Source organism: Polynucleobacter sp. (assembly GCF_044342855.1).
In the GTDB taxonomy this organism is placed as follows: Bacteria; Pseudomonadota; Gammaproteobacteria; order Burkholderiales; family Burkholderiaceae; genus Polynucleobacter.
In genome coordinates, this window is record NZ_JBIIPA010000001.1 from 150,114 (window position 1) to 170,857 (window position 20,744).

A 20,744-nucleotide genomic window follows, 5' to 3' on the forward strand; every position below is an offset into this window, starting at 1 on the left:
TCAATAGGCTCGCCAGCAAACAAGTCTGCCTGATCATGCGGCTCCGTGCCACCTGGAGTTTTTTTAATCGCCATTAGATATCCGCCTCAACTTCGTTACCGCGCTCTTCAAGCCAATCACGACGCGCCCCGGATTCGGATTTACCCATCAACATATCCATTGTTTTAATTGTTTCATCTTCCGTCCAGGCGCCTAAAGTCACCGGTAAGAGGCGACGTGTGTCTGGATTCAAAGTGGTATCCCACAATTGCTCAGCGCTCATCTCCCCCAAACCTTTAAAGCGAGAAATTTGCCAAGCAGATTCTTTAACGCCATCCTTGCGCAATTTATCTTCAATTGCTTGAAGTTCATTTGCATCTAGTGCGTAGATCTTTTGCGCTGGCTTTTTGCCACGCGCTGGTGCATCCACCCTAAACAATGGTGGTCTTGAAATATGGATGTGACCTAATTCAATTAACTTAGGGAAATGCTTGTAAAACAAAGTGAGTAGCAATACCTGAATATGCGCACCATCGACGTCCGCATCTGACAAGATGCACACCTTGCCATAACGTAAGTTCGATAAATCGGGCGTGTCATTAGCGCCATGTGGATCAACGCCAATCGCAACCGCAATGTCATGCACTTCGTTATTCGCAAATAAGCGATCGCGTTCTGCTTCCCAGGTATTGAGAACCTTACCGCGTAAAGGCAGAATCGCTTGATACTCCTTATTGCGACCCATCTTTGCTGAGCCACCCGCTGAATCTCCCTCAACGAGGAAAATTTCATTCAGACCAATATCTTCGCTCTCGCAATCGGTGAGCTTTCCAGGAAGGACTGCCACGCCAGAAGATTTTTTCTTCTCGACCTTTTGGCCTGCACGGGTTCGCGCTTGAGCTTGCTTGATTACCAAGTCAGCTAATTTACGGCCGTAATCCACGTGCTCGTTGAGCCAAAGCTCAAGAGCAGATTTAGCGTAACCAGAAACCAAGCGCACGGCATCTCTGGAATTTAAGCGCTCTTTAATTTGACCCTGGAACTGGGGATCTAAAACCTTAGCAGACAAAATGAAGGAGGCGCGTGCAAATACGTCCTCTGGCATGAGCTTCACACCTTTAGGCTGTAGAGCATGCATCTCGATAAAACCTTTAACGGCGTTAAAGAGACCCTCACGCAATCCGCTTTCATGTGTTCCGCCTGCTGGAGTTGGAATCAAATTCACATAACTCTCACGCACTGGTGGACCGTCTTCTGTCCAGGTGACAACCCATGCAGCGCCCTCGCCTTCAGCAAAGGAATCGTCATCACCATTACCAGTAGCGTATTGCTCACCCTCAAATGGGGGAATCACTTCTGCACCATGGCCAGCTTGAGCCATCGCTTCATTGAGATAGCCGCGCAAGCCTTGGGCATACTGCCAGGTTTGACTCTCACCAGATTTCTCTTGAATCAGGGTTACCTTGACGCCTGGTAACAAAACTGCTTTGGAGCGCAATAAACGAATGAGTTCTGGCATCGGGATGCCAGGGCTATCGAAATACTTGCCATCAGGCCAAGCACGCACTCTTGTCCCGTGCGATTTATCTTCCTTACCGGCAGCGCTGGTTTTCAGCTTTTCGATGACCTTGCCATCAGCAAAAGTCAAATTAGAAACTTGCCCTTCACGCCATACAGTCACTTCTAATCGTTTGGATAAGGCATTGGTTACGGAAACACCAACTCCGTGCAAACCACCGGAGAATGCATAAGCACCACCAGTACCTTTTTCAAACTTACCGCCAGCATGGAGCTGAGTAAATACGATTTCGACAACTGGCAACTTCTCAGTCGGATGCATTCCAACCGGGATTCCACGACCATCATCTTCCACGCTCACACTGCTGTCGGCATGCAATGTCACGATGATTTGCTTACCAAATCCACCCAAAGCCTCATCAGAAGCGTTATCGAGCACCTCTTGAATGATGTGCAAAGGGTTGTCGGTGCGGGTGTACATTCCCGGCCGCTGACGGACGGGTTCCAGTCCTTTTAGGACCTGAATCGATGATTCGCTGTATTCGGAAGTTTTACGGGTAGCCATGCTGGCAAATTGTAGTCATGTGTAAAGCAAAACCCGAATTTTCCTGAATTACCCCTCTATTCATGCCAAAATTAGCGGATGGGAGCCTTAAGTCATATTCGCGTTTTAGACCTCAGCCGTGTGCTTGCCGGCCCGTGGTGCGCACAAAACCTCGCCGATCTGGGCGCAGATGTCATTAAAGTGGAGCGCCCAGGCGTTGGGGACGATACCCGCCATTGGGGCCCTCCCTTTGTAAAAGATGCCCAAGGCAATGACACGCTAGAGACGGCCTATTTCATCTGCATTAATCGCAATAAACGCTCCATTACGGTCGATATCAGCAAGCCTGAGGGTCAAGAAATCATTCGCCAGCTCGCTAAAGAGTCTGATGTAGTCATTGAAAACTACAAAGTTGGCGATCTAGCCAAGTACGGCCTAGATTATGAAAGCCTGAAAAAGGTCAAATCTGACCTAATTTACTGCTCAATTACCGGTTTTGGCCAAAATGGCCCCTATGCGCATCGCCCAGGCTACGATTTCATCATCCAAGGGATGGGTGGCTTCATGAGCGTTACTGGCGAAGCGGATGATTTTCCTGGCGCTAGCCCACAAAAGGCTGGTGTGGCAATAGCCGACATCTTTACCGGCATGTATGCCAGCACGGCCATATTGGCCGCAGTAGTCCAACGCGATCAGTCCGGTCAAGGGCAATATATCGATATGGCTCTCCTGGATACCCAAATTGCAGTCATGGCCAACGTCTCTAGCGCCTACTTATGCTCGGATAAAGTTCCCCGTCGCTGGGGTAACGCCTCGCCCATCATCGTCCCCTATCAAACCTTCCCAACTTCAGATGGTTGGATGATTGTGGCAGTCGGCAATGATGGCCAATTTGGACACTTTGTTACTGCCGGGGGTGAGGAACATTTGGCGGTAAACCCACGCTATATCAGCAATCCTTTGCGGGTAGAACATCGCAAGTCATTGATTCCATTACTAGAAGTGATGACTCGTCGTAAAACTAAGGCTGAGTGGATTAGCCTTTTAGAGGCAGCAAACGTACCCTGTGGCCCCATCAATAACTTCGAAGAAGTGTTTGATAACGAGCAAGTTAAGGCGCGCGGCGTCCAAATTGACGTTCCGCACCCTACTGCCGGCAATATGAAGCTTGTTGCTAGCCCGATGCGACTGTCAGAGACCCCAGTTGAAGTCCGTATGCCTCCACCCACCCTGGGTCAGCACACACATGAGATTTTGAAGGAACGCTTGGGCCTAGATCCTCAGGCTATTGCCACCCTTCAAGAAAAAGGCATTATTTAACCCAATGTCATCGAGTCAATCAAGCCAAAAGCTATCCCTTAAACAAGTGCTGATTTTTGGCGGGCTGATGGTGACCTTCTCCATGGGCATACGCCATGGTTTTGGTCTCTTCAATTTACCCATCACTTCTGCTAATGGCTGGGGTCGTGAAACTTTCGCCCTCACCATTGCATTGCAGAATTTGATTTGGGGTGCAGTTCAACCGATTACCGGAGCACTGGCCGATCGTTTTGGTGCCCTCAAAATTATGGTCGCTGGTGGTGCACTTTATGCACTTGGTTTAGCTGGCATGGCGATCTCTACCGATGCCTTGAACTTTTCATTGGCAGGCGGGCTGCTCATTGGTCTTGCTCAAACCGCAACAACCTATAGCGTGATCTATGGAATCTTAGGTCGCAACGTTGCCGCAGAAAAAAGGGTGTGGGCAATGGGTATTGCAGCAGCCGCAGGATCATTTGGACAGTTCCTCATGCTTCCGGTTGAGCAAGGATTACTTAGCAGCTTTGGTGCCAACGATGCACTACTCATGTTGGCGCTGATGGCCAGCTTAATGATTCCGATTGCGTTTATGTTGCGCGAACCCACTGTAGGTAATCTGCAGCAATCGAGCGATCAAACAATTAAACAAGCGCTAAAAGAAGCCGTCGGCAATCCTAGTTTTAGATTGCTCACTTTGGGTTATTTTGTGTGCGGATTTCAGGTGGTATTTATTGCCGTGCACTTAGCACCCTACCTTAAAGATTTATCCAAGATTTATCCCGATGTTGGTGCACCAGCAGTAGCAACGACTGCGCTAGCCTTAATTGGCTTATTCAATATCTTTGGCACCTATAGCGCCGGAATACTAGGCCAACGCTTTCCTAAGCGCTACCTACTATCGGGCATCTATATCCTCAGGTCTGTTGCCATCATGGCTTTTGTTTGGCTACCGCTCAGCCCAGCTTCTACCTATATCTTTGCGGCCATCATGGGCTTTCTGTGGCTATCCACTATCCCCTTAACCAATGCGATCGTGGCGCAGATCTTCGGCGTGAAATATCTCAGCATGCTTTCTGGTCTGGTATTCTTCTCGCATCAATTGGGTAGCTTCTGTGGTGCTTATTTTGGCGGCTACTTATTTGATCGCACCGGCTCCTATTTGATTGTTTGGAATATCGCGATTGCCTTGGGTGTATTTGCATTCTTGGTCAACCTACCAGTCAAAGAGCGTGCGATTCATCGTGCTGCGCTCGCGTAAGACATCGTGCAAGTAAAAATTCGATTCCCGCAGCCACTCTTATATCTTTTTGCAATGCTGGTTTTAGGGATAATTTTTTTCACCTACTTTGCTCCTGACATGATGGTTGCCATCACCAATTCGGTATGGGCGATGTGTGGCTGGTAATCAGTGGATAATGTTTCACGCCTCAACATCTTTTTAAAAATTAGTTTTTTATTTTCTTATTCTTGCCGTAGCACAATGGATAGTGCACATGCCTCCTAAGCGTGGGATACAGGTTCGATTCCTGTCGGCGGGACCACTTCCAAATAAAAACTTATCCACAGGTTTTGTGGATAAATACCCAAAAGTTTTCGTAAGTAGCAGATTTGTATAGAGTGACCTAGCTTGCTTAAATTATGAGCATCCGTCTCCGACAAAAATATAAGTAAAGATCTGTTGACAATTGAATTTCGTTTATAGATTTTTAGACTAATTTTTCAGTATTTTTAATTTCTCTTACACTTAGCGCATGCATAAGCTCACTACTAGCACTATTGCCGCCCTTGAAGAGATGCTCCAAAACACGGCGAGGTCTGCCCCACAGGATTTTTTACCCATCCACTTTCTGGGTGGCACAACCTCTGGACAGGTCATTGGGCACTTAAATCCGGATTTCATCCCGTATTTACAAGAATCCCTGGCCAAAAACCCAATTCCCCATGTGGAAATGGGTCACGATCGCCTGACGATTCGCCATGCAAGACCCTTGGCACTCTCCGAGAGTCTGGCGAAAATCGCCGACCGGATGCAACAAGGTGGCTTTATCCCCGGCTGGCGACATGAAGATTTCGCCTGGATTGACCAAAATGGGCATGAATACTTCCGTTTAGAGCGTTCTGCCTTCCGTACTTTTGGCTTTCGCAGTATGGCAACCCACATCAATGGCTATACCAAGGCCAGCAATCTCTGGCTTGGGCGCCGGAGCGAAACCAAGACTACTGACCCAGGTCGGCTAGATAACTTGGCTGCAGGTGGTATTGGGGCTGATGAAACCCCCTGGGTGAACGCCCGCCGAGAATTATGGGAAGAAGCTGGTGTTCCACCGCAGATTTCTGACCAAATTGAGCCTGTTGGCCGTATTCATATGCGCCGCCCCATTCCAGGGCGAGGCTTTCATGATGAGCTGCTCTACATCTATGACTTGGAGCTAGCGGACAACTTTGTTCCCACCAACCATGACGGCGAAGTCAGTGGTTTTATTGAAATCTCACTTTCAGAGGCTGCAGCCCGGATCCTTGCAGATGAATTCACTAGCGATGCCGCATTTGTGACGGCGGATTTCATATTGCGTAATACCAAAGCAGGCTAGATTTCCCCGCCTTAGACTTAAGTACCCCTCACTACTTGATTTTGGCCGCCCAACTTGGTGTGAATTCGTGGTTAAATTAGCTCTAAGGATGAAACAGGGGTGCCCTGATAGTGATTATTACTGTGAGGCGCTGAGAAAGACCCTATAACCCGATCCAGGTAATGCTGGCGTGGGGAGTTTTCCATCAGACCGTCACCCGGTTTCGTCCATCTAATTACAGTCAGGAGATGGACATGAGCGATACCAATAATAAATCTAAACAAGAAATTCCTAGCCTTAAGAGCTTAGAGCGAGACTTTGGCCAAAAATTTGCCTATCCCGCTTCTACCAAAACCTATCTAGAGGGTTCGCGTCCTGATATCAAAGCTCCCATCCGAATGATTGAGCAACTATCAACGCGTGTTGGTGAAGAGATGGTTCCCAATCCACCTGTACCGGTTTATGACACCTCAGGTCCTTATAGCGATCCTGATATTGTGATCAACCTTGAAAAAGGTTTACCTTTATTGCGCAAGAACTGGATTGAAGAACGTGGCGATACACTGCAATTAACTGGACCGAGCTCTGAATACGGCGTTGCTCGCTCACAAGATGCAGCTACCCAGAATCTGCGTTTTGCCCACATTAATCCTCCTCGCGTTGCACGTGCTGGCCAAAACGTAAGCCAAATGTATTACGCCCGTAAGGGCATCGTGACTCCTGAAATGGAATACGTTGCTTTGCGTGAGTCCATGGGCCTTGAGCAATTGCGCAAGAATCCGGAATACAAACAACTCCTCAAGCAGCATCCGGGTAAGAGCTACGGCGCTAATTTGCCTGACATTGTTACTGGTGAATTTGTACGTTCAGAAATTGCTGCTGGGCGCGCGATCATTCCTGCGAACATCAATCACCCTGAACTAGAGCCAATGATTATTGGTCGTAACTTCCGCGTGAAGATTAACGGCAATCTCGGTAACTCTGCAGTGACCTCCTCTATTAATGAAGAAGTAGAGAAAATGGTTTGGTCCATTCGTTGGGGTGCAGACACCATCATGGATCTGTCCACAGGTAAATATATTCATGAAACCCGCGAGTGGATTATTCGTAACTCACCTGTTCCAATTGGAACTGTTCCAATCTACCAAGCGCTCGATAAGACCGGTGGTATTGCAGAAGACCTCACTTGGGAAATGTTCCGCGATACCTTGGTAGAGCAAGCTGAGCAAGGTGTGGATTACTTCACTATTCATGCAGGCGTATTGCTGCGCTATGTTCCACTCACTGCTGATCGTATTACTGGCATTGTGTCTCGCGGCGGCTCGATTATGGCGAAGTGGTGTTTGGCTCACCATAAAGAAAACTTCCTCTATACGAAGTTTGATGAGATCTGCGAGATCATGAAAGCCTATGACGTGTCATTTAGCTTAGGCGATGGTTTACGTCCAGGTTGTATCGCTGACTCCAATGATGCAGCTCAGTTTGGCGAGCTTCACACTCTTGGTGAGTTGACTGCCAAAGCATGGAAGCATGATGTTCAAGTGATGATTGAAGGTCCTGGTCACGTTCCAATGCAACGCATTGAAGAGAATATGACCGAGGAATTAAAGCATTGCTTAGAAGCACCCTTCTATACTCTTGGGCCATTGATTACCGATATCGCACCTGGATATGATCACATCACCAGCGGTATTGGTGCTGCGCAAATTGGTTGGTACGGTACAGCGATGCTTTGCTATGTCACACCAAAAGAGCATTTAGGTTTGCCGGACAAAGAGGATGTCCGTACCGGCATCATCACGTACAAAATTGCAGCCCATGGCGCAGACTTAGCTAAAGGTTTACCTGGCGCTCAAGTACGCGATAACGCTTTATCCAAGGCGCGTTTCGAGTTCCGCTGGGAAGACCAATTTAATCTTGGCCTAGATCCTGAGCGTGCTCGTGAATATCACGATGCAACCTTACCTGCTGAAGGCGCCAAGATTGCGCACTTCTGCTCAATGTGTGGACCGAAGTTCTGCTCCATGAAGATTACTCAAGAAGTGCGTGATTACGCTGCTACATTGGATGCTGATGGCAATCCGAAGGTAAGCAAAGTAATACCGATTACTGCAGAAGCCTCAACCGATCCTACAAAAGGCATGGAAGAGATGTCAGCAGAGTTTCGTAAGCGCGGTAGCGAGATTTATCAGTAAGTGACTAAGGCGTTCTCAAACGGCAAGTATGCCATCGTTGGCGCCGGCCTTATGGGTCGGTTGCTAGCGGTCGCACTTGCTAAACGAGGTGCTCAAGTTGAGCTGTTTGAGAAAGGCGGCACAGATGCTGCTAATGCGGCTGCACGTATTGCTGCCGCAATGCTTGCGCCGCTAGCGGAATCTGCCATTACGGAAGATAACGTTGTGCGGATGGGTGTTCATAGCTTGCCGCGCTGGAAGCAGCTCATCGATGAACTAGCTAAACCGGTTTACTTTCAGCAAGATGGCACGTTGATCTTATGGCATCGTCAAGATTCCAGTGATGCGGAACGTTTTGCCTCCCACCTTGAAAGAAATTGTGATCGTAATCAGGCGCTTTCCAAGCCGATTCATTTAGATAGCCAATCTCTCGCACAAATTGAGCCGGGTGTTGCTGATCGTTTTACCCAAGGCCTCTACCTTCCCAATGAAGGCCAACTAGATAACCGCCAATTACTGGAAGCTTTATTAGTTGAGCTCACTTTAATGAAGGTGCCTTGTCATTGGAATCAAGCCGCCAATCCCGAAGAGCTCCGTAGCAAAGCGCATGGTTTTGATTGGGTGATTGATTGTCGCGGCTTAGGCGCCAAGGAATCCTGGAAACAGCTTGGTGACGCATCCAAAAATTTACGTGGCGTGCGCGGTGAAGTGATTCGCTTGCATGCACCTGAAGTCAAACTACGCCGCCCTACTCGCTTAATTCATCCACGCTACCCAATTTATATCGCCCCAAAAGAAGATGATGTCTATGTTGTTGGTGCAACAGAAATTGAATCTGAGGATTTATCTCCTATGAGCGTGCGCTCCGCAATGGAACTACTCAGCGCGGTTTATACCGTGCATAGTGGTTTTGCCGAAGCACGTATTTTGGAGATGGCTACACAGTGCCGCCCCACACTCAAAGACAACCTGCCTGAGATTTCTATTGATCAAAAGACCAATCAGGCTGACCTCATGATGATCAATGGCCTCTATCGACATGGCTTTATGATCTCTCCAGCTGTTCTGGATTGCGCATTAGAGGTGTTGAGCTCAGGATCTAGTTCGACTGCAATTGAATTGGGATTAGAGGTATCAGGTTCAACTCATCAGGAGCTAAGCGCATGCGCATAATGGTCAACCAAGTTGCTCAAGAGGTTCCGGATAACAGCACGATTGATGATGTTCTATTGATCATCGATGCAAAACCACCTTTTGCTGTTGCCATCAATTATGAATTCGTTCCCAAGACCAGGCACGCAGAAGAAGTTTTGCGTGAAGGCGATGAAATGGAAGTCATTGCACCGGTTACTGGCGGCTAACTCATCTACGAATCAATCAAATTAATACATAAGTAATCCATTCATATGACCGCCCCTTTGCCAAATCCTTTAAACACTGCAGATCCACTGGTTCTGTATGGAGAGACTTTTGCTAGCCGTTTATTGCTAGGGACTTCGCGTTACCCTTCTCCACAAGTTTTGGAAAATGCCGTTAAGCAATCTAATCCCGGAATGATTACGGTAAGCCTACGCAGGCAAGGCACCTCTACAGCAGAAGCGCATTCTGGTTTTTGGGATCTTCTCAAAAAAATGGCTGTACCCGTTTTACCTAATACTGCAGGCTGCCATAGCCCAAAAGAAGTTATCGCTACTGCACAGATGGCTCGTGAAGTATTTAAAACTGACTGGATTAAGTTAGAGCTCATTGGCGATGACTACACCTTGCAACCCGATACCTTGCGTCTAGTTTCAACCGCAGAAACATTAATTCAAGATGGCTTTAAAGTCTTGCCCTACTGCACTGAAGATCTAATTTTGTGCCAACGTTTGGTGGATGTCGGATGCCAGGCTGTTATGCCCTGGGCGGCGCCGATTGGAACCGGTCAAGGCCCTTTAAATCCTTATGCATTAAAACTCTTGCGTGACCGCTTGAAAGTTCCGCTCCTAGTAGATGCCGGCTTGGGTCTTCCATCCCATGCGTGCGCTGTAATGGAATGGGGTTTCGATGGCGTACTATTAAACACGGCCGTAGCCTTGGCTGATGATCCAGTGGCGATGGCAAAAGCATTTGCGATGGCAGTTGATGCTGGCCGTGCCGCCCACCTGTCCGGCGCCATGAAAGCGCAGCAGTCTGCTCAAGCCAGTACCCCTTTGGTTGGCACGCCTTTCTGGCACCAAAACTAAAGAACAATCCTAATGAGCTTAGTACGCGACCTTGCGGATCAAATTATTGCAGCCCATGCCAAGGATGATTTGTGCATCCCGATTCCAGCCTATAGCCTCAATTCTCAGCCACCAAAAATTGATAACGAGCATGCTGCTGATCATTACGAACTAGCCGGCACGGTTGCCGCAATCACCATGGGCTTTATTGAATGTGATGCCAAGGTATTGGGCAAAGCTTGGTCTCGCATGGTTCACCAAGATGGTGGGTTTAATCCCTTTAAATGGCCATCCAGGCCTGAGCATTTTGATTTGCTTCCCTGGACACGCAACATGAACCCCAATGCTTTTGCAGAGTGCCCTAAGCGTCTAGGTCTGTATGCAGTAATGCCGGATGCGGATTGGGTAAAGCGCATGGTCGAGGCTGAAGTGCCAACCGTACAACTTCGCTTGAAGTCCGAAGATAAAAAACTAATCCGCAAGCAAATTGCGGAATCCGTCAATGCTGTTAAAGGCAGTAAAACTCTGCTCTTTATTAATGATTATTGGCAAGAGGCGATTGAAGCCGGGGCTTATGGTATTCACTTGGGGCAAGAAGATTTAGAGACGGCAGATTTAGATGCCATTCGATCCGAAGGCCTTCGACTTGGCTTAAGTACGCACGGCTATGCCGAGATGGTGTATGCAGATCGCTTTTGCCCCAGTTATATCGCCATGGGTGCCGTGTTTGCAACCAATTTAAAGAAGATGGAAACTGCACCACAAGGCTTAGGTCGCCTCTATAAATACGCCAAGCTCTTGAGTCACTACCCTTTAGTGGCTATTGGCGGAATTGATGAAAGCAGTATTCATGCGGTGGCACAGAGCGGGGTTGGCTCTGTTGCTGTTGTGAGAGCTATTAATGCAGCCAGCGACCCTAAAGCAGCCGTCAAGCATCTGCAAGAGTTGATGAAAACCTAATATTTACCTTCTTCTGGCAGTGCAGTTGGATAAAAATCATGCATATGCCACAAGGGTCCGGGACCCTCGCCAATACTCAAGAAACGCCCTGCCTCTAACCCTGCCTCAACATAAGAAATTGCCTTGGCAACCGCATGAGTAAGGTCATGACCGTCTGCTAAATAGGTTGCAATAGCGGATGCTAGTGAGCAACCGGTTCCATGGGTATTGCCCGTATTAACGCGGTAGTGCTTGAACTCTTTAGACTGGACAACTTCAAGGCCATCCCTAATGGTTCGCCACATTAAGAAATCAGTCAGTTGGGTATGAGTCGCATCGAGATGGCCCCCTTTGATCAAAACAGCCTGCGGACCCATATCGAGCAAGTCTTGAGCCGCCACCTTGAAATCATTTGGGCTAGCTAGCTCTCGACCCAATAATAATGAGGCTTCGTCTAAATTAGGGGTAACTAGAATCGCCATCGGAAATAGATCACTCATGATGGCTTGAGCTGTATCGTCGCCACCAAGGCTTGCACCTGAAGTCGCCCTTAATACAGGGTCTAAGACGATTCTTTTGGCCCCATGCTGCTTGAGGGCAGATGCCACGGTGCGCACGATTTCTGGGCTGGCCAGCATCCCGATTTTGACAATATCCACCCCAATATCCAGAAATACCGCATCGATCTGAGCCTCAACCACGTCAAGGTCTATGTCCTGAATCCGACTCACCCCTAAGGTGTTCTGAGCGGTAATCGCCGTGATGACTGACATCCCATATCCACCAAGGGCTGTAATGACTTTGAGGTCCGCCTGGATGCCCGCGCCACCGCCACTATCGGACCCGGCAATGGTCAATACTTTAGGGATCTGCACAGAACTTGGAGTAGATGATTTCATCTTGCTATAATATCGGCTTATTCCTCGATAGCTCAGTTGGTAGAGCGCCGGACTGTTAATCCGTAGGTCCCTGGTTCGAGCCCAGGTCGAGGAGCCAGATACAAGAAAACCACCTTTTAGGTGGTTTTTTCTTTTGTGGCGTAGGCCTATTGATTTGGCTTAGATCAATCCCTTTTTGCGTAGATTGGCCAGGCGGTTATTTAAGGCCTTAATGGTGAGGAGGTTGAATTTGTCTCCCTCGGACCAATTGCTGCCTTTCCACTCAATGCCCTCTGGTGTGACATTGGCGAATGGCTCTTTACCTTCTTTTGCATAGCCTTCCAAAATCGCAATTAATGCAGGACGATCATCTGATCCGCCGGCGTCTTTAATAGCATCCAGAATGGGCTTGGTAATCGTATCGCCATAGGCAATCTTGGAGTCTGGATGCTTGGCTGCAGCCGGCTCTTCAAAGATGTACTCATGCGGCCACTCAAATACATTTCTGGCTGAATTTTTTACTGATTCCGGACTGACTGCGCCACCCTCAGGATTTTTTGGGTCGATCGGTAAATTGAGTTCTGCAATCCAGGCTTCGAATTCTGCAATGCGGGCATAGCGCTTTTCTTCACTATCGCGCCGTTGCTCTTCTTGTGACAGCAATAACGTGACCCAGGCCCAAGCAATGTCTTTGGGGATAGCAAACTCTTGAGAAAGAATACCGCTCGCTTTTTTCAGGATGGGCTTAGATGTGAGTTTGGTCATTGCATTCTTTCTAAATTCTTTAATAAGTGCCTTCAATTTAAGGTGGAAAGCTCAGGGGAAGGCTCCCAGCTCATTTTTGAAATGCTCGCCACAGACCCCCGTAGGATACTCTCCATTAGCTGGCTGCTTGCTTGGTCTGCCTGAATAAATCGATATCAATGGGGCTGCAGGGCCCATTAATGTAGCAAATCAAGCAAGAATGCCTGTATTCACTAAAATGACGCCATGACCAAGATTCCAGAACTCCTAGCCCCAGCCGGCAGTCTTTCGATGCTGCAAACCGCCTTTGACTTTGGCGCCGATGCCATTTATGCCGGACAGCCTCGCTACTCCCTCCGAGTCCGCAATAACGACTTTGGAAAAATGGAGACACTCAAAGAAGGTATTGATACCGCGCATGCTTTAGGCAAGAAGTTTTACTTAGTATCGAATCTACTACCCCATGGTGGCAAGACGCGTACCTATATTAAAGACATGGACCCAGTGGTTGCATTGAAGCCTGATGCGATGATCATGTCTGATCCTGGACTCATCATGATGGCCAGAGAAGCTTGGCCAGATATGCCGATTCATTTATCAGTCCAGGCAAACACCGTGAATGGCGCCTCCGCAAAATTCTGGCGTTCAGTTGGCATCAGTCGCGTCATTTTGTCACGCGAACTCTCCTTTGATGAAATCGAAGAAGTGCGTCAAGATTGTCCAGAGATGGAGTTGGAAGTATTTGTACATGGTGCTTTGTGTATCGCTTACTCGGGACGCTGCCTACTATCTGGCTATATGTCCCATCGCGATTCCAATCAAGGCGCTTGCACTAATGCCTGTCGCTGGGACTACAAGGTCAAACCAGGCCAACAAAATACCAGTGGTGACGTCGTTCTATTACAAGAGGCGCGTCGTCCGGATGATCTGATGCCGATGGAAGAAGATGAGCATGGCACCTACATCATGAACTCGAAAGATTTGCGCGCAATTGAACACATTGAACGCTTGACCAAGATGGGCGTGGATTCTTTCAAGATTGAGGGGCGCACCAAATCACCCTATTACGTGTCTCGTACCTGCCAATCCTATCGCACTGCAATTGATGACGCAGTAGCTGGTCGCCCAATGAATATGTCCCTCATTGGCAATCTAGAGGGACTTGCAAATCGCGGCTACACCGATGGCTTCTATGAGCGTCATCACGACAAGGAATATCAACTCTATATGCGTGGCCATTCTTTATCCGGCAGAAGTCTCTATGTTGGCGAGACTTTGGAGATTGACGAAGCCTCAGGCCGCGTCAAGGTCGATGTGAAGAATCGTTTTTCTATTGGGGATAAATTAGAGATTATTGAGCCTGAAGGCAATCAAGATATGGTCTTAGATGCCATGTGGAATCTCAAGGGCGAGTCAATTGATGTTGCACCAGGATCTGGTCACTTCGTGTGGATCAAGCTACCACTCAAGAGTAAACATGCATTCATTGCGCGCTATACAAACGATCCCGCTCCAGTTGAAGTTGGAAGCTCTTGCAGTAACTGCTAATTCTATATCCTAGAAAGCCTTCATGAACGCGACATCACCAAATATTGCTCCTGGGCATAGCTTTAAACAAAAAGTGAAAGAGGAATTTGTAAAGGCATTCCAGCCAACCATTTACTTCGGATCTTGGTTTTGCGCTCTCGCCTTTTTGCCGCAACATCGCTAGATGAAAGGCCCATTCCTTTATCCATCTTTGGCTTTGCCTTATTCAAAGCAGTTGTGTATTGGTTAATTGTGTGGCCCTACCTATTGTTGACAGCTATGAGCTTGATGCTCGGCAGCAATGCCACTCTAGAAATTTTATTTGGCGCTAAGTCAAAATCAAATTCATAAGACGGTAGTAATACAGTCTTGGTGATTAAGCCATCCTCAATGATTCAAGGAAGATCTCTTGCAATAGGTGTTTGACTGCTGATATCTGGCGCCCTATTACCTACCCTATCGCATGCCCAAGAAATCGAAGCGCGGACGTATTCCAATGCACCAGTCGGTATTAACTTCATTAGCGCTGGAATTGCTCAAGCTAAGGCCGGTAATTACACACTGACCAGCGAAGTGATGGGTCTAACCCATATCTTTGATGCAGGCGGACAGTCCGGAAAACTCACTCTAGTCCTTCCCTACGGACAGTTAACTGGATCCAGCACTATTGGCGGACGGACGGTCAATGCCAGTACCGAAGGCCTATCTGACCCCCTTATCAAGGCGGCAATTAACCTCTACGGAGCCCCTGCACTCAGCCTTGATGAGTTTAAGAATTACCAACAAGATCTGATTGTTGGAGCGAGTCTTGCAGCATCGGTTCCGTGGGGGATGTACGATGACAACCAACTGATGAATGTGGGTGCAAATCGTTGGTTCATCCAGCCAGGCTTGGGTATATCCAAGGCTCTTGGTCCTTGGAGGTTAGAGTTGGCCGGTGCAGGCATTTTTTACACCAGCAATACCAACTTTATTGGCGACAACTCTTTATCTCAAAATCCCGTCTACTCAACTCAGACCCATGCGATTTATTACTTTCAGAATACCGCCTGGATCTCAGTTGACGCCACCTACTTCACTGGCGGGCAATCGTATGTCAACGGTAATCCCATTAGCGGGAATCAAGAAAATTGGCGCTTTGGCACAACGATGTCCTACCCGATAAACAAACATAACTCAGTTCGGCTATCAGCAAGCGCTGGTGAGTACTCCAGAACCAATAACAGTTATGACCTATATGGAATTTCTTGGCAATATCGCTTTGGTGGTGGCTTGTAATTATTTATAAATCGCGTAGATGGCGGCGTAGAATTTTGCCAACATTGGACTTTGGCATTTCATCGATAAAGGCAATTTTTCTAGGGCGCTTGTAACTCGTCATTTGCTCTTTGCAATACTGAATGACCTGAGCCTCGGTTAGCTCAGGCTTATCTTTGACGATATAGACCTTCACGATCTCGCCAAGCTTGCGGTGCGGGAATCCAATCACGGCGCACTCTCTTACTCCAGGAATTAAAGAAATCAGTTCTTCAATTTCATTGGGGAATACTTTAAAACCAGCAACCACGATCATGTCTTTTTTGCGATCCACGATCTGCAGATAACCCTCTGGGCTCATGATGCCAATATCACCAGATTTAAAGTATCCCTCTGGCGTCATAAATTGACTCGTCTCTTCAGGCCCATTCCAATACCCTGCCATGACTTGCGGCCCCTTAATGCAGATCTCTCCGGCAACACCAAACGGAACCTGAACTCCATCATCATCAAGAATCAACACGTCGGTACTAGGCAATGGCATGCCAATCGATCCAGTAAATTCTTGTACAAACGGGGTATTTACACAGACCACCGGCGAAGTCTCAGAAAGGCCGTATCCCTGGGCAATAGGAACGCCCGTTAGTTTTTGCCACAGATCAGCTGTTTTCTTGAGTACGGCCATACCACCGCCAATCGTTACCAATAAATTAGGCAACTTCACATTCGTAAATTCAGGATGATGAATCAGCGCATGAAAAAGCGTATTGACGCCTGGAAAAATATTGATATCCGGATGCTTTATTAGGAGCTTGATGAAGCCGGCAATATCTCGGGGGTTGGCAACCAGTAGCAATTTAGCGCCCTTGCGAATTCCAAGGAGTCCGCAAGCAGTCAGTGCAAAGATATGCGTCATCGGGAGCGCGCACAAAAATACCAGTTGCTGCTGATGTCGATTTTTTAAGGCAGGCTCAAGCCAAGACTCAATTTGAAGAATGTTGGCCAATATGTTTCGATGCAGTAAAACGGAGCCTTTAGAAACACCGGTTGTGCCACCTGTGTATTGCAAAAAAGCAATATCGTCTTGAGCTAGATTGGGTCTAATAAATCCATGCCCCGAACCAATCTTAAGGGCTTGATTCAATTTAACGCAAGGAAAACTCCAATGCGGAATGAGCTTTTTGATATGACGAGCAATTAGGTTAACGATGAGGCCCTTAGGGCCTAAGGTCTCACCCAGACTGCTCACAATCACCTTTTTCACTAGCGCTTGATTGGAAATATCTTGATAGACATGCGCAAAATTTTCCAGCATTACCAATACTGATGCCCCACTATCTTGTAGTTGGTACTCAAGCTCGCGAGCGGTATACAGGGGGTTGATATTAACAACCGCATAGCCTGCGCGGAGAGTGCCAAGCATCGCAATGAGATACTGCGGGACATTAGGAAACATGATGGCAATGCGGGAGCCCGCTTCAAGCCCTAAGGTTTGCAAATAGGCAGCAAAGTCCCTTGAGAGAATATCGAGCTCACGGTAACTCATGTTATGCCCCATCGACTCAATCGCCACGCGACCAGAATGGCTTGTAAAAGCCTCCTCTATTAAATCAATGATCGATGAGTGACCAGCCAAATTAATCTCATGAGGTACGTCCTCGAGATAGTTTTTCAGCCAAGGCTTTTGAGTATTCATCTGCATGACTTAATCCATGATCCGCATTTAAGCGCTCAACAGCTCTTTGAGCTTGTCAAGGTAAAGCTCTTGACCATGGTTTACACGGTGTGCCCATTCATTTCCAGAATCTGCGTTGGCATCATCGGTAACGTACTTAAACGATTGCCATGGAATATTCAGTTGATAAGCAATATTAGCAATGGCAAATAACTCCATATCGACTACATCAACACCTTGCGATACCAACCAAGGATCGTGTGCAGTTACAAAGCTATCACCAGTGCCGCAAGTATGCTCGCCACCCAAGGATAGGTATTGAGAGGGTTTAGGGCAAAAAGGGGTTTGCCCTCTTGGTGCCAGCGGTACGGTCATCATGTCGCGCTGTATCACCTTCCCAATTTCTAATAATCCATGAAGGGTGGGGTTGATTTTTCCAACGGTTCCAAAATTCACTATCCGTTTAGGATGAAATTCATGAATAGCCCGAATGCTGGCTGCTGTTGCATTGATTTTTCCAACCCCTGAATACACAATGTCGACACTCGCCGGCAAAACGCTTTTATCAAGCTCGGACTCCAGTGCGGTAATAATAAGTAATTGTGTTTTCATGTCAGTCAATAATGAATTTATTAGATTATCTACCCGGCGTCCCGGACTTTCCCAAGCCAGGCATCCTCTTTAGGGACATCTCCCCTCTTTTGGCAAATCCTGAGGCATTCAAAGAGACTACGGTACAGCTTGAGGCATTGGCTCAACGGTTCAACTATAGCCATATTCTGGGCATTGAATCGCGTGGATTTATCTTTGGCACTGCCTTGGCCCACCAGACCCATAAAGGCCTCGTATTAGCTCGCAAACCCAATAAGCTACCCTTGGCAAGCCACCGAGAGTCTTATGGCTTGGAATACGGCTCTGATTCCCTGGAAATTCAGCAGTCCACCCTGCCGCAAGGTGCGCGTGTTTTGATTGTGGATGATGTCTTGGCTACTGGCGGCACCATCATTGCGGCTAGCAATCTACTCAAAAAAGCTGGCTTTGAAGTAGCTGGCGCTCTCACCTTGCTGGAAATCGCTGGTTTAAATGGTGGAAAGAGTTTAACCCAAAGCGGGATTCCCAATAAGACGCTCTTAGTTGCTTAAAGCACTGGCTACAGGAGGCTCTTAGCACCCTTGAGAAGCTTGATAGTACCCCAACCTACAGCGAGTACCTTGCTGGCAAGCTTGGGTTTGTAGTGCGCTAAAACAGCGAACGCACTAGTCCACAAGATCCGTGTGCTCTTCATGAAATTAAAAGCATCTATACCTTTATCGGCCCACGACAGGGGTTTTTCTATGGGCTCAAAATGTAAGGCAAAATCAGCCCGCTCTTGGGCTGCCCTCTCCTGCAGTACCTTTTGCCTAGCTTGAAGTTCGGCCAGTTTTTGACTCATCGTTTCGCAAGCTCATGACGATCTTTAACCAACTCTGTAATCGTTGCATCAAATAATTTTGGCATAGTCTTGAGTGAGCGTAAAACTACCAAAGCCAGAATGCCCCCTACTGCCAAGAAGCCACTCGTGAGTAAGCTGAGGGCGAGGATACGATCAGTCTCCCAGCTATAAATCACAATGAGCAAGGCCAGCATCACCAAGCCAAAGAATAAGAAAAACAAAGTAAAGATCACCAAAACTAAAAGGCTCAAAAACTTCGCACGCGCAATCTGCACATCAGTAGAGATCAACTCCAGACGGGTCTGAGCAATGGATGCCCCGGTAGAGACCAGATTCTTTAGCGAGGAAAAAAGATTTTCTTGTGACATGAGTACCTAGCGACGACGAATAAATAAACCAAGCAATAAGCCAATCACAGCAGCAACACCTACCGCCTCCCAGGGATTGCGATGGACAAACCCATCAGTGCGCTCAGCAACGACTTTAGCCTTTTCAGTCACAGTACCCTCAACAGAGGAAAGACTTTCTTTTGCGCTATTGAGGGTATCCAAAGCCTTCGAGCGGATTGCGCTCAGTGGGCCATCATTATGGCTTGCTGTTGCCTTAATGAGATCTTCAGCGTCTGCCATGAGCGCCTTGAAGTCACCAATTAAATTTTCAGAATTGATTTGAACCTCTTCATGCACAGTTGTCGATTTTTTAGCAGTCATTACCACTCCTTGCTGATGCCATCGAATTAGATGGATAAGTCCGTTCTAAGCAATTCCACACAGGAATCACAGTATTAATACTGTCATTCCAGCATTACCTTCTTTGAAGTGCTTGAGATAGGCTTTAAGACCCGGCCTTCTTCGCAAAAGCGCATGATAAGACTCGCTACCAAAGGCGGTTTGTTCACCAAAATGGTATTCATCGACCCCGTCTGAGAAATAGTTATTTTCGAGGGCATCATGAACAGCCCACTTAATTCTTCCGCCCTCACCGCTTGCACCATAACCATGGATCAAGATGATTGCCTTAATACCCACCTCTGATGCGCGGCGTAGACCAACGGTTAAACGATCCAAAGCTTCTTCAGCACTTGGACTATCGAACTTCAAATTCAATACCATCGTATCGATATGCGGAATTGGAGGTTCCTCACTTCCGCATTGCCGACATTCTCCAAGCATCCCCCTGGGGTTGCCACATTCTGGACATTCAAATGAATGGGTCATCAAACGCCTTTACAGATGATTGGGTAACAACCCATTCATAAGCACATTAAGAGCAGTACTTTGCTTCCAAAGCTGATGTCGTAATCACCTGATCGTCAACCATGCGGTTTAAGGTCATCTGCGCCGCATCTTTATTTTCCTGAACTTTGAGATTTAAGTTAATCAGGCCGGCTACATCCTTACGAATCGATGTATTGCCATAGCGCAAACTTTTTAATGTTGAAACTGCTTCAGCGGAGATCTTGCACTGCTGGCTTACCAATTCAGAAGAATCAGATGAGGTATTTGCATATGCAAATGCAGCTACGGAGATTGAGGCAACAGCTAATAGAGTTTTTTTCATCTTATTTCCTTAATTTGTGACCACACGTTGGACAGCAACCTGAATCTTTTGCTTTTGTTTTTCTTAAGGCGGCGTAGACGCTAGATTCTGAAATTTCCATCTTCCTAGCGGCTTGAGCTGCGGTCATTCCCCTCCCTATCCAATCTAAAGCTTGATGTGTTTTTGGTATCGCTCTTCTCATTTACCCTCCTTTCACACTACTTTACTACAGAAGTTGTGAAGTTGTGAACTTTAGTAATAAATATTTATGCACACAAAGAAAAGGGGTTCGAATGGTTGAGGCGGATGGGATTTAGCGAATGTGTCGCCAAGAAGTTGCAGGCGTAGCCTTGAAATAGGATCGAGTAGGCTGAGGGATTACTCCCTCAGCCCTCTAACACCACCGTAGGTGCGGTTCCGCATACGGCGGTTCAAATAGCGCGCTGAAGATTTTGGTGGGTTGAC

General features: G+C 47.5%; 22 protein-coding genes, 2 tRNA genes and 1 riboswitch. Of the genes, 14 read left to right on the plus strand and 10 right to left on the minus strand.

The genetic code is table 11. The features are described from left to right. Nucleotides 1-73 precede the first annotated feature (73 nt). Nucleotides 74-2,062, minus strand: a complete 1,989-nt coding sequence (locus tag ACIQZ3_RS00780; protein WP_397389684.1) for a DNA topoisomerase IV subunit B — start codon at nucleotides 2,060-2,062, stop codon at nucleotides 74-76. 78 nt (nucleotides 2,063-2,140) lie between these two features. Between ACIQZ3_RS00780 and ACIQZ3_RS00785 the strand changes: the two genes are divergently transcribed. From ACIQZ3_RS00785 to ACIQZ3_RS00825, 9 genes are all read left to right on the plus strand, one after another. Further along, a complete protein-coding gene (locus ACIQZ3_RS00785; protein WP_397389685.1) occupies nucleotides 2,141-3,361 on the plus strand; it encodes a CaiB/BaiF CoA transferase family protein in 1,221 nt (406 codons plus the stop codon). A gap of 4 nt (nucleotides 3,362-3,365) precedes the next feature. Next, nucleotides 3,366-4,598: an MFS transporter gene (locus tag ACIQZ3_RS00790; RefSeq protein WP_397389686.1), complete on the plus strand. Its 1,233-nt coding sequence runs from the start codon at nucleotides 3,366-3,368 to the stop codon at nucleotides 4,596-4,598. A gap of 208 nt (nucleotides 4,599-4,806) precedes the next feature. Then, nucleotides 4,807-4,881, plus strand: a tRNA-Arg gene (locus ACIQZ3_RS00795). 210 nt (nucleotides 4,882-5,091) lie between these two features. Then, nucleotides 5,092-5,931 carry an NUDIX domain-containing protein gene (locus ACIQZ3_RS00800; RefSeq protein WP_397389687.1) on the plus strand — a complete coding sequence of 280 codons (840 nt, stop codon included), beginning with the start codon at nucleotides 5,092-5,094 and terminating at the stop codon, nucleotides 5,929-5,931. An 85-nt stretch (nucleotides 5,932-6,016) separates the two neighbouring features. Continuing rightward, a riboswitch (TPP riboswitch) is annotated at nucleotides 6,017-6,124 on the plus strand. Between the two features lie 40 nt (nucleotides 6,125-6,164). Continuing rightward, nucleotides 6,165-8,105 carry a phosphomethylpyrimidine synthase ThiC gene (gene thiC, locus ACIQZ3_RS00805; protein WP_397389688.1) on the plus strand — a complete coding sequence of 647 codons (1,941 nt, stop codon included), beginning with the start codon at nucleotides 6,165-6,167 and terminating at the stop codon, nucleotides 8,103-8,105. After that, nucleotides 8,106-9,257, plus strand: a complete 1,152-nt coding sequence (locus ACIQZ3_RS00810; RefSeq protein ID WP_397389689.1) for an FAD-dependent oxidoreductase — start codon at nucleotides 8,106-8,108, stop codon at nucleotides 9,255-9,257. Next, complete coding sequence (gene thiS / locus ACIQZ3_RS00815; protein ID WP_397389690.1) at nucleotides 9,248-9,445, plus strand: sulfur carrier protein ThiS; 198 nt, start codon at nucleotides 9,248-9,250, stop codon at nucleotides 9,443-9,445. The genes ACIQZ3_RS00810 and thiS overlap by 10 nt, the downstream gene beginning before the upstream one ends. Nucleotides 9,446-9,490: 45 nt before the next feature. After that, the gene (locus tag ACIQZ3_RS00820) at nucleotides 9,491-10,309 is read left to right on the plus strand and encodes a thiazole synthase (RefSeq protein ID WP_397389691.1); all 819 of its coding nucleotides are present in this window, start codon (nucleotides 9,491-9,493) and stop codon (nucleotides 10,307-10,309) included. Between the two features lie 12 nt (nucleotides 10,310-10,321). Beyond that, the gene (locus tag ACIQZ3_RS00825; RefSeq protein ID WP_397389692.1) at nucleotides 10,322-11,248 is read left to right on the plus strand and encodes a thiamine phosphate synthase; all 927 of its coding nucleotides are present in this window, start codon (nucleotides 10,322-10,324) and stop codon (nucleotides 11,246-11,248) included. Here ACIQZ3_RS00825 and thiD read toward each other — a convergent pair. Further along, on the minus strand, nucleotides 11,245-12,126 hold the full coding sequence (gene thiD / locus ACIQZ3_RS00830; RefSeq protein WP_397389693.1) for a bifunctional hydroxymethylpyrimidine kinase/phosphomethylpyrimidine kinase: 882 nt from the start codon (nucleotides 12,124-12,126) through the stop codon (nucleotides 11,245-11,247). The genes ACIQZ3_RS00825 and thiD overlap by 4 nt on opposite strands. Nucleotides 12,127-12,147: 21 nt before the next feature. On the opposite strand from thiD, the gene ACIQZ3_RS00835 reads away from it, so the two are divergent. Then, nucleotides 12,148-12,223 (plus strand) — tRNA-Asn (locus ACIQZ3_RS00835). A 62-nt stretch (nucleotides 12,224-12,285) separates the two neighbouring features. Here ACIQZ3_RS00835 and ACIQZ3_RS00840 read toward each other — a convergent pair. Continuing rightward, nucleotides 12,286-12,870, minus strand: a complete 585-nt coding sequence (locus ACIQZ3_RS00840) for a hypothetical protein (RefSeq protein ID WP_397389694.1) — start codon at nucleotides 12,868-12,870, stop codon at nucleotides 12,286-12,288. 225 nt (nucleotides 12,871-13,095) lie between these two features. Here ACIQZ3_RS00840 and yegQ point away from each other — a divergent pair, with 225 nt between their 5' ends. The 3 genes from yegQ (at nucleotide 13,096) to ACIQZ3_RS00855 (ending at nucleotide 15,654) form a co-directional block, all read left to right on the plus strand. Beyond that, nucleotides 13,096-14,397: a tRNA 5-hydroxyuridine modification protein YegQ gene (gene yegQ / locus ACIQZ3_RS00845; protein WP_397389695.1), complete on the plus strand. Its 1,302-nt coding sequence runs from the start codon at nucleotides 13,096-13,098 to the stop codon at nucleotides 14,395-14,397. Nucleotides 14,398-14,419: 22 nt separating this feature from the next. After that, nucleotides 14,420-14,560: a hypothetical protein gene (locus tag ACIQZ3_RS00850; protein ID WP_397389696.1), complete on the plus strand. Its 141-nt coding sequence runs from the start codon at nucleotides 14,420-14,422 to the stop codon at nucleotides 14,558-14,560. 377 nt (nucleotides 14,561-14,937) lie between these two features. Beyond that, a complete protein-coding gene (locus ACIQZ3_RS00855; RefSeq protein WP_397389710.1) occupies nucleotides 14,938-15,654 on the plus strand; it encodes a transporter in 717 nt (238 codons plus the stop codon). 4 nt (nucleotides 15,655-15,658) lie between these two features. On the opposite strand, the gene ACIQZ3_RS00860 is transcribed toward ACIQZ3_RS00855, so the two are convergent. Both ACIQZ3_RS00860 and ACIQZ3_RS00865 read right to left on the minus strand, forming a co-directional pair. Further along, on the minus strand, nucleotides 15,659-17,335 hold the full coding sequence (locus ACIQZ3_RS00860) for an AMP-binding protein (protein ID WP_397389697.1): 1,677 nt from the start codon (nucleotides 17,333-17,335) through the stop codon (nucleotides 15,659-15,661). Between the two features lie 21 nt (nucleotides 17,336-17,356). Next, nucleotides 17,357-17,920, minus strand: a complete 564-nt coding sequence (locus ACIQZ3_RS00865; protein WP_397389698.1) for a 5'-methylthioadenosine nucleosidase — start codon at nucleotides 17,918-17,920, stop codon at nucleotides 17,357-17,359. Nucleotides 17,921-17,931: 11 nt separating this feature from the next. Here ACIQZ3_RS00865 and ACIQZ3_RS00870 point away from each other — a divergent pair, with 11 nt between their 5' ends. Then, nucleotides 17,932-18,450 (plus strand): adenine phosphoribosyltransferase, encoded by a 519-nt coding sequence (locus ACIQZ3_RS00870; protein ID WP_397389699.1) that lies wholly within the window; start codon nucleotides 17,932-17,934, stop codon nucleotides 18,448-18,450. Nucleotides 18,451-18,458: 8 nt separating this feature from the next. On the opposite strand, the gene ACIQZ3_RS00875 is transcribed toward ACIQZ3_RS00870, so the two are convergent. From ACIQZ3_RS00875 to ACIQZ3_RS00895, 5 genes are all read right to left on the minus strand, one after another. After that, a complete protein-coding gene (locus ACIQZ3_RS00875; RefSeq protein WP_397389700.1) occupies nucleotides 18,459-18,740 on the minus strand; it encodes a YqjK family protein in 282 nt (93 codons plus the stop codon). Further along, nucleotides 18,737-19,108 carry a phage holin family protein gene (locus ACIQZ3_RS00880; RefSeq protein ID WP_397389701.1) on the minus strand — a complete coding sequence of 124 codons (372 nt, stop codon included), beginning with the start codon at nucleotides 19,106-19,108 and terminating at the stop codon, nucleotides 18,737-18,739. The genes ACIQZ3_RS00875 and ACIQZ3_RS00880 overlap by 4 nt, the downstream gene beginning before the upstream one ends. A gap of 6 nt (nucleotides 19,109-19,114) precedes the next feature. Continuing rightward, on the minus strand, nucleotides 19,115-19,450 hold the full coding sequence (locus tag ACIQZ3_RS00885; protein WP_397389702.1) for a YqjD family protein: 336 nt from the start codon (nucleotides 19,448-19,450) through the stop codon (nucleotides 19,115-19,117). A gap of 66 nt (nucleotides 19,451-19,516) precedes the next feature. Next, nucleotides 19,517-19,957, minus strand: a complete 441-nt coding sequence (locus tag ACIQZ3_RS00890; RefSeq protein WP_397389703.1) for a Smr/MutS family protein — start codon at nucleotides 19,955-19,957, stop codon at nucleotides 19,517-19,519. A gap of 46 nt (nucleotides 19,958-20,003) precedes the next feature. Beyond that, a complete protein-coding gene (locus ACIQZ3_RS00895) occupies nucleotides 20,004-20,300 on the minus strand; it encodes a hypothetical protein (RefSeq protein ID WP_216224678.1) in 297 nt (98 codons plus the stop codon). Nucleotides 20,301-20,744: the final 444 nt, after the last annotated feature.

What these genes read in the sequence shown, in the direction of transcription:
- ACIQZ3_RS00780 (WP_397389684.1), bottom strand. Translation starts at nt 2,062, where the DNA reads ATGGCTACCCGTAAAACTTCCGAATACAGCGAATCATCGATTCAGGTC.
- ACIQZ3_RS00785 (WP_397389685.1), top strand. Translation starts at nt 2,141, where the DNA reads ATGGGAGCCTTAAGTCATATTCGCGTTTTAGACCTCAGCCGTGTGCTT.
- ACIQZ3_RS00790 (WP_397389686.1), top strand. Translation starts at nt 3,366, where the DNA reads ATGTCATCGAGTCAATCAAGCCAAAAGCTATCCCTTAAACAAGTGCTG.
- ACIQZ3_RS00800 (WP_397389687.1), top strand. Translation starts at nt 5,092, where the DNA reads ATGCATAAGCTCACTACTAGCACTATTGCCGCCCTTGAAGAGATGCTC.
- thiC (WP_397389688.1), top strand. Translation starts at nt 6,165, where the DNA reads ATGAGCGATACCAATAATAAATCTAAACAAGAAATTCCTAGCCTTAAG.
- thiS (WP_397389690.1), top strand. Translation starts at nt 9,248, where the DNA reads ATGCGCATAATGGTCAACCAAGTTGCTCAAGAGGTTCCGGATAACAGC.
- ACIQZ3_RS00820 (WP_397389691.1), top strand. Translation starts at nt 9,491, where the DNA reads ATGACCGCCCCTTTGCCAAATCCTTTAAACACTGCAGATCCACTGGTT.
- ACIQZ3_RS00825 (WP_397389692.1), top strand. Translation starts at nt 10,322, where the DNA reads ATGAGCTTAGTACGCGACCTTGCGGATCAAATTATTGCAGCCCATGCC.
- thiD (WP_397389693.1), bottom strand. Translation starts at nt 12,126, where the DNA reads ATGAAATCATCTACTCCAAGTTCTGTGCAGATCCCTAAAGTATTGACC.
- ACIQZ3_RS00840 (WP_397389694.1), bottom strand. Translation starts at nt 12,870, where the DNA reads ATGACCAAACTCACATCTAAGCCCATCCTGAAAAAAGCGAGCGGTATT.
- yegQ (WP_397389695.1), top strand. Translation starts at nt 13,096, where the DNA reads ATGACCAAGATTCCAGAACTCCTAGCCCCAGCCGGCAGTCTTTCGATG.
- ACIQZ3_RS00850 (WP_397389696.1), top strand. Translation starts at nt 14,420, where the DNA reads ATGAACGCGACATCACCAAATATTGCTCCTGGGCATAGCTTTAAACAA.
- ACIQZ3_RS00860 (WP_397389697.1), bottom strand. Translation starts at nt 17,335, where the DNA reads ATGCAGATGAATACTCAAAAGCCTTGGCTGAAAAACTATCTCGAGGAC.
- ACIQZ3_RS00865 (WP_397389698.1), bottom strand. Translation starts at nt 17,920, where the DNA reads ATGAAAACACAATTACTTATTATTACCGCACTGGAGTCCGAGCTTGAT.
- ACIQZ3_RS00870 (WP_397389699.1), top strand. Translation starts at nt 17,932, where the DNA reads ATGAATTTATTAGATTATCTACCCGGCGTCCCGGACTTTCCCAAGCCA.
- ACIQZ3_RS00875 (WP_397389700.1), bottom strand. Translation starts at nt 18,740, where the DNA reads ATGAGTCAAAAACTGGCCGAACTTCAAGCTAGGCAAAAGGTACTGCAG.
- ACIQZ3_RS00880 (WP_397389701.1), bottom strand. Translation starts at nt 19,108, where the DNA reads ATGTCACAAGAAAATCTTTTTTCCTCGCTAAAGAATCTGGTCTCTACC.
- ACIQZ3_RS00885 (WP_397389702.1), bottom strand. Translation starts at nt 19,450, where the DNA reads ATGACTGCTAAAAAATCGACAACTGTGCATGAAGAGGTTCAAATCAAT.
- ACIQZ3_RS00890 (WP_397389703.1), bottom strand. Translation starts at nt 19,957, where the DNA reads ATGACCCATTCATTTGAATGTCCAGAATGTGGCAACCCCAGGGGGATG.
- ACIQZ3_RS00895 (WP_216224678.1), bottom strand. Translation starts at nt 20,300, where the DNA reads ATGAAAAAAACTCTATTAGCTGTTGCCTCAATCTCCGTAGCTGCATTT.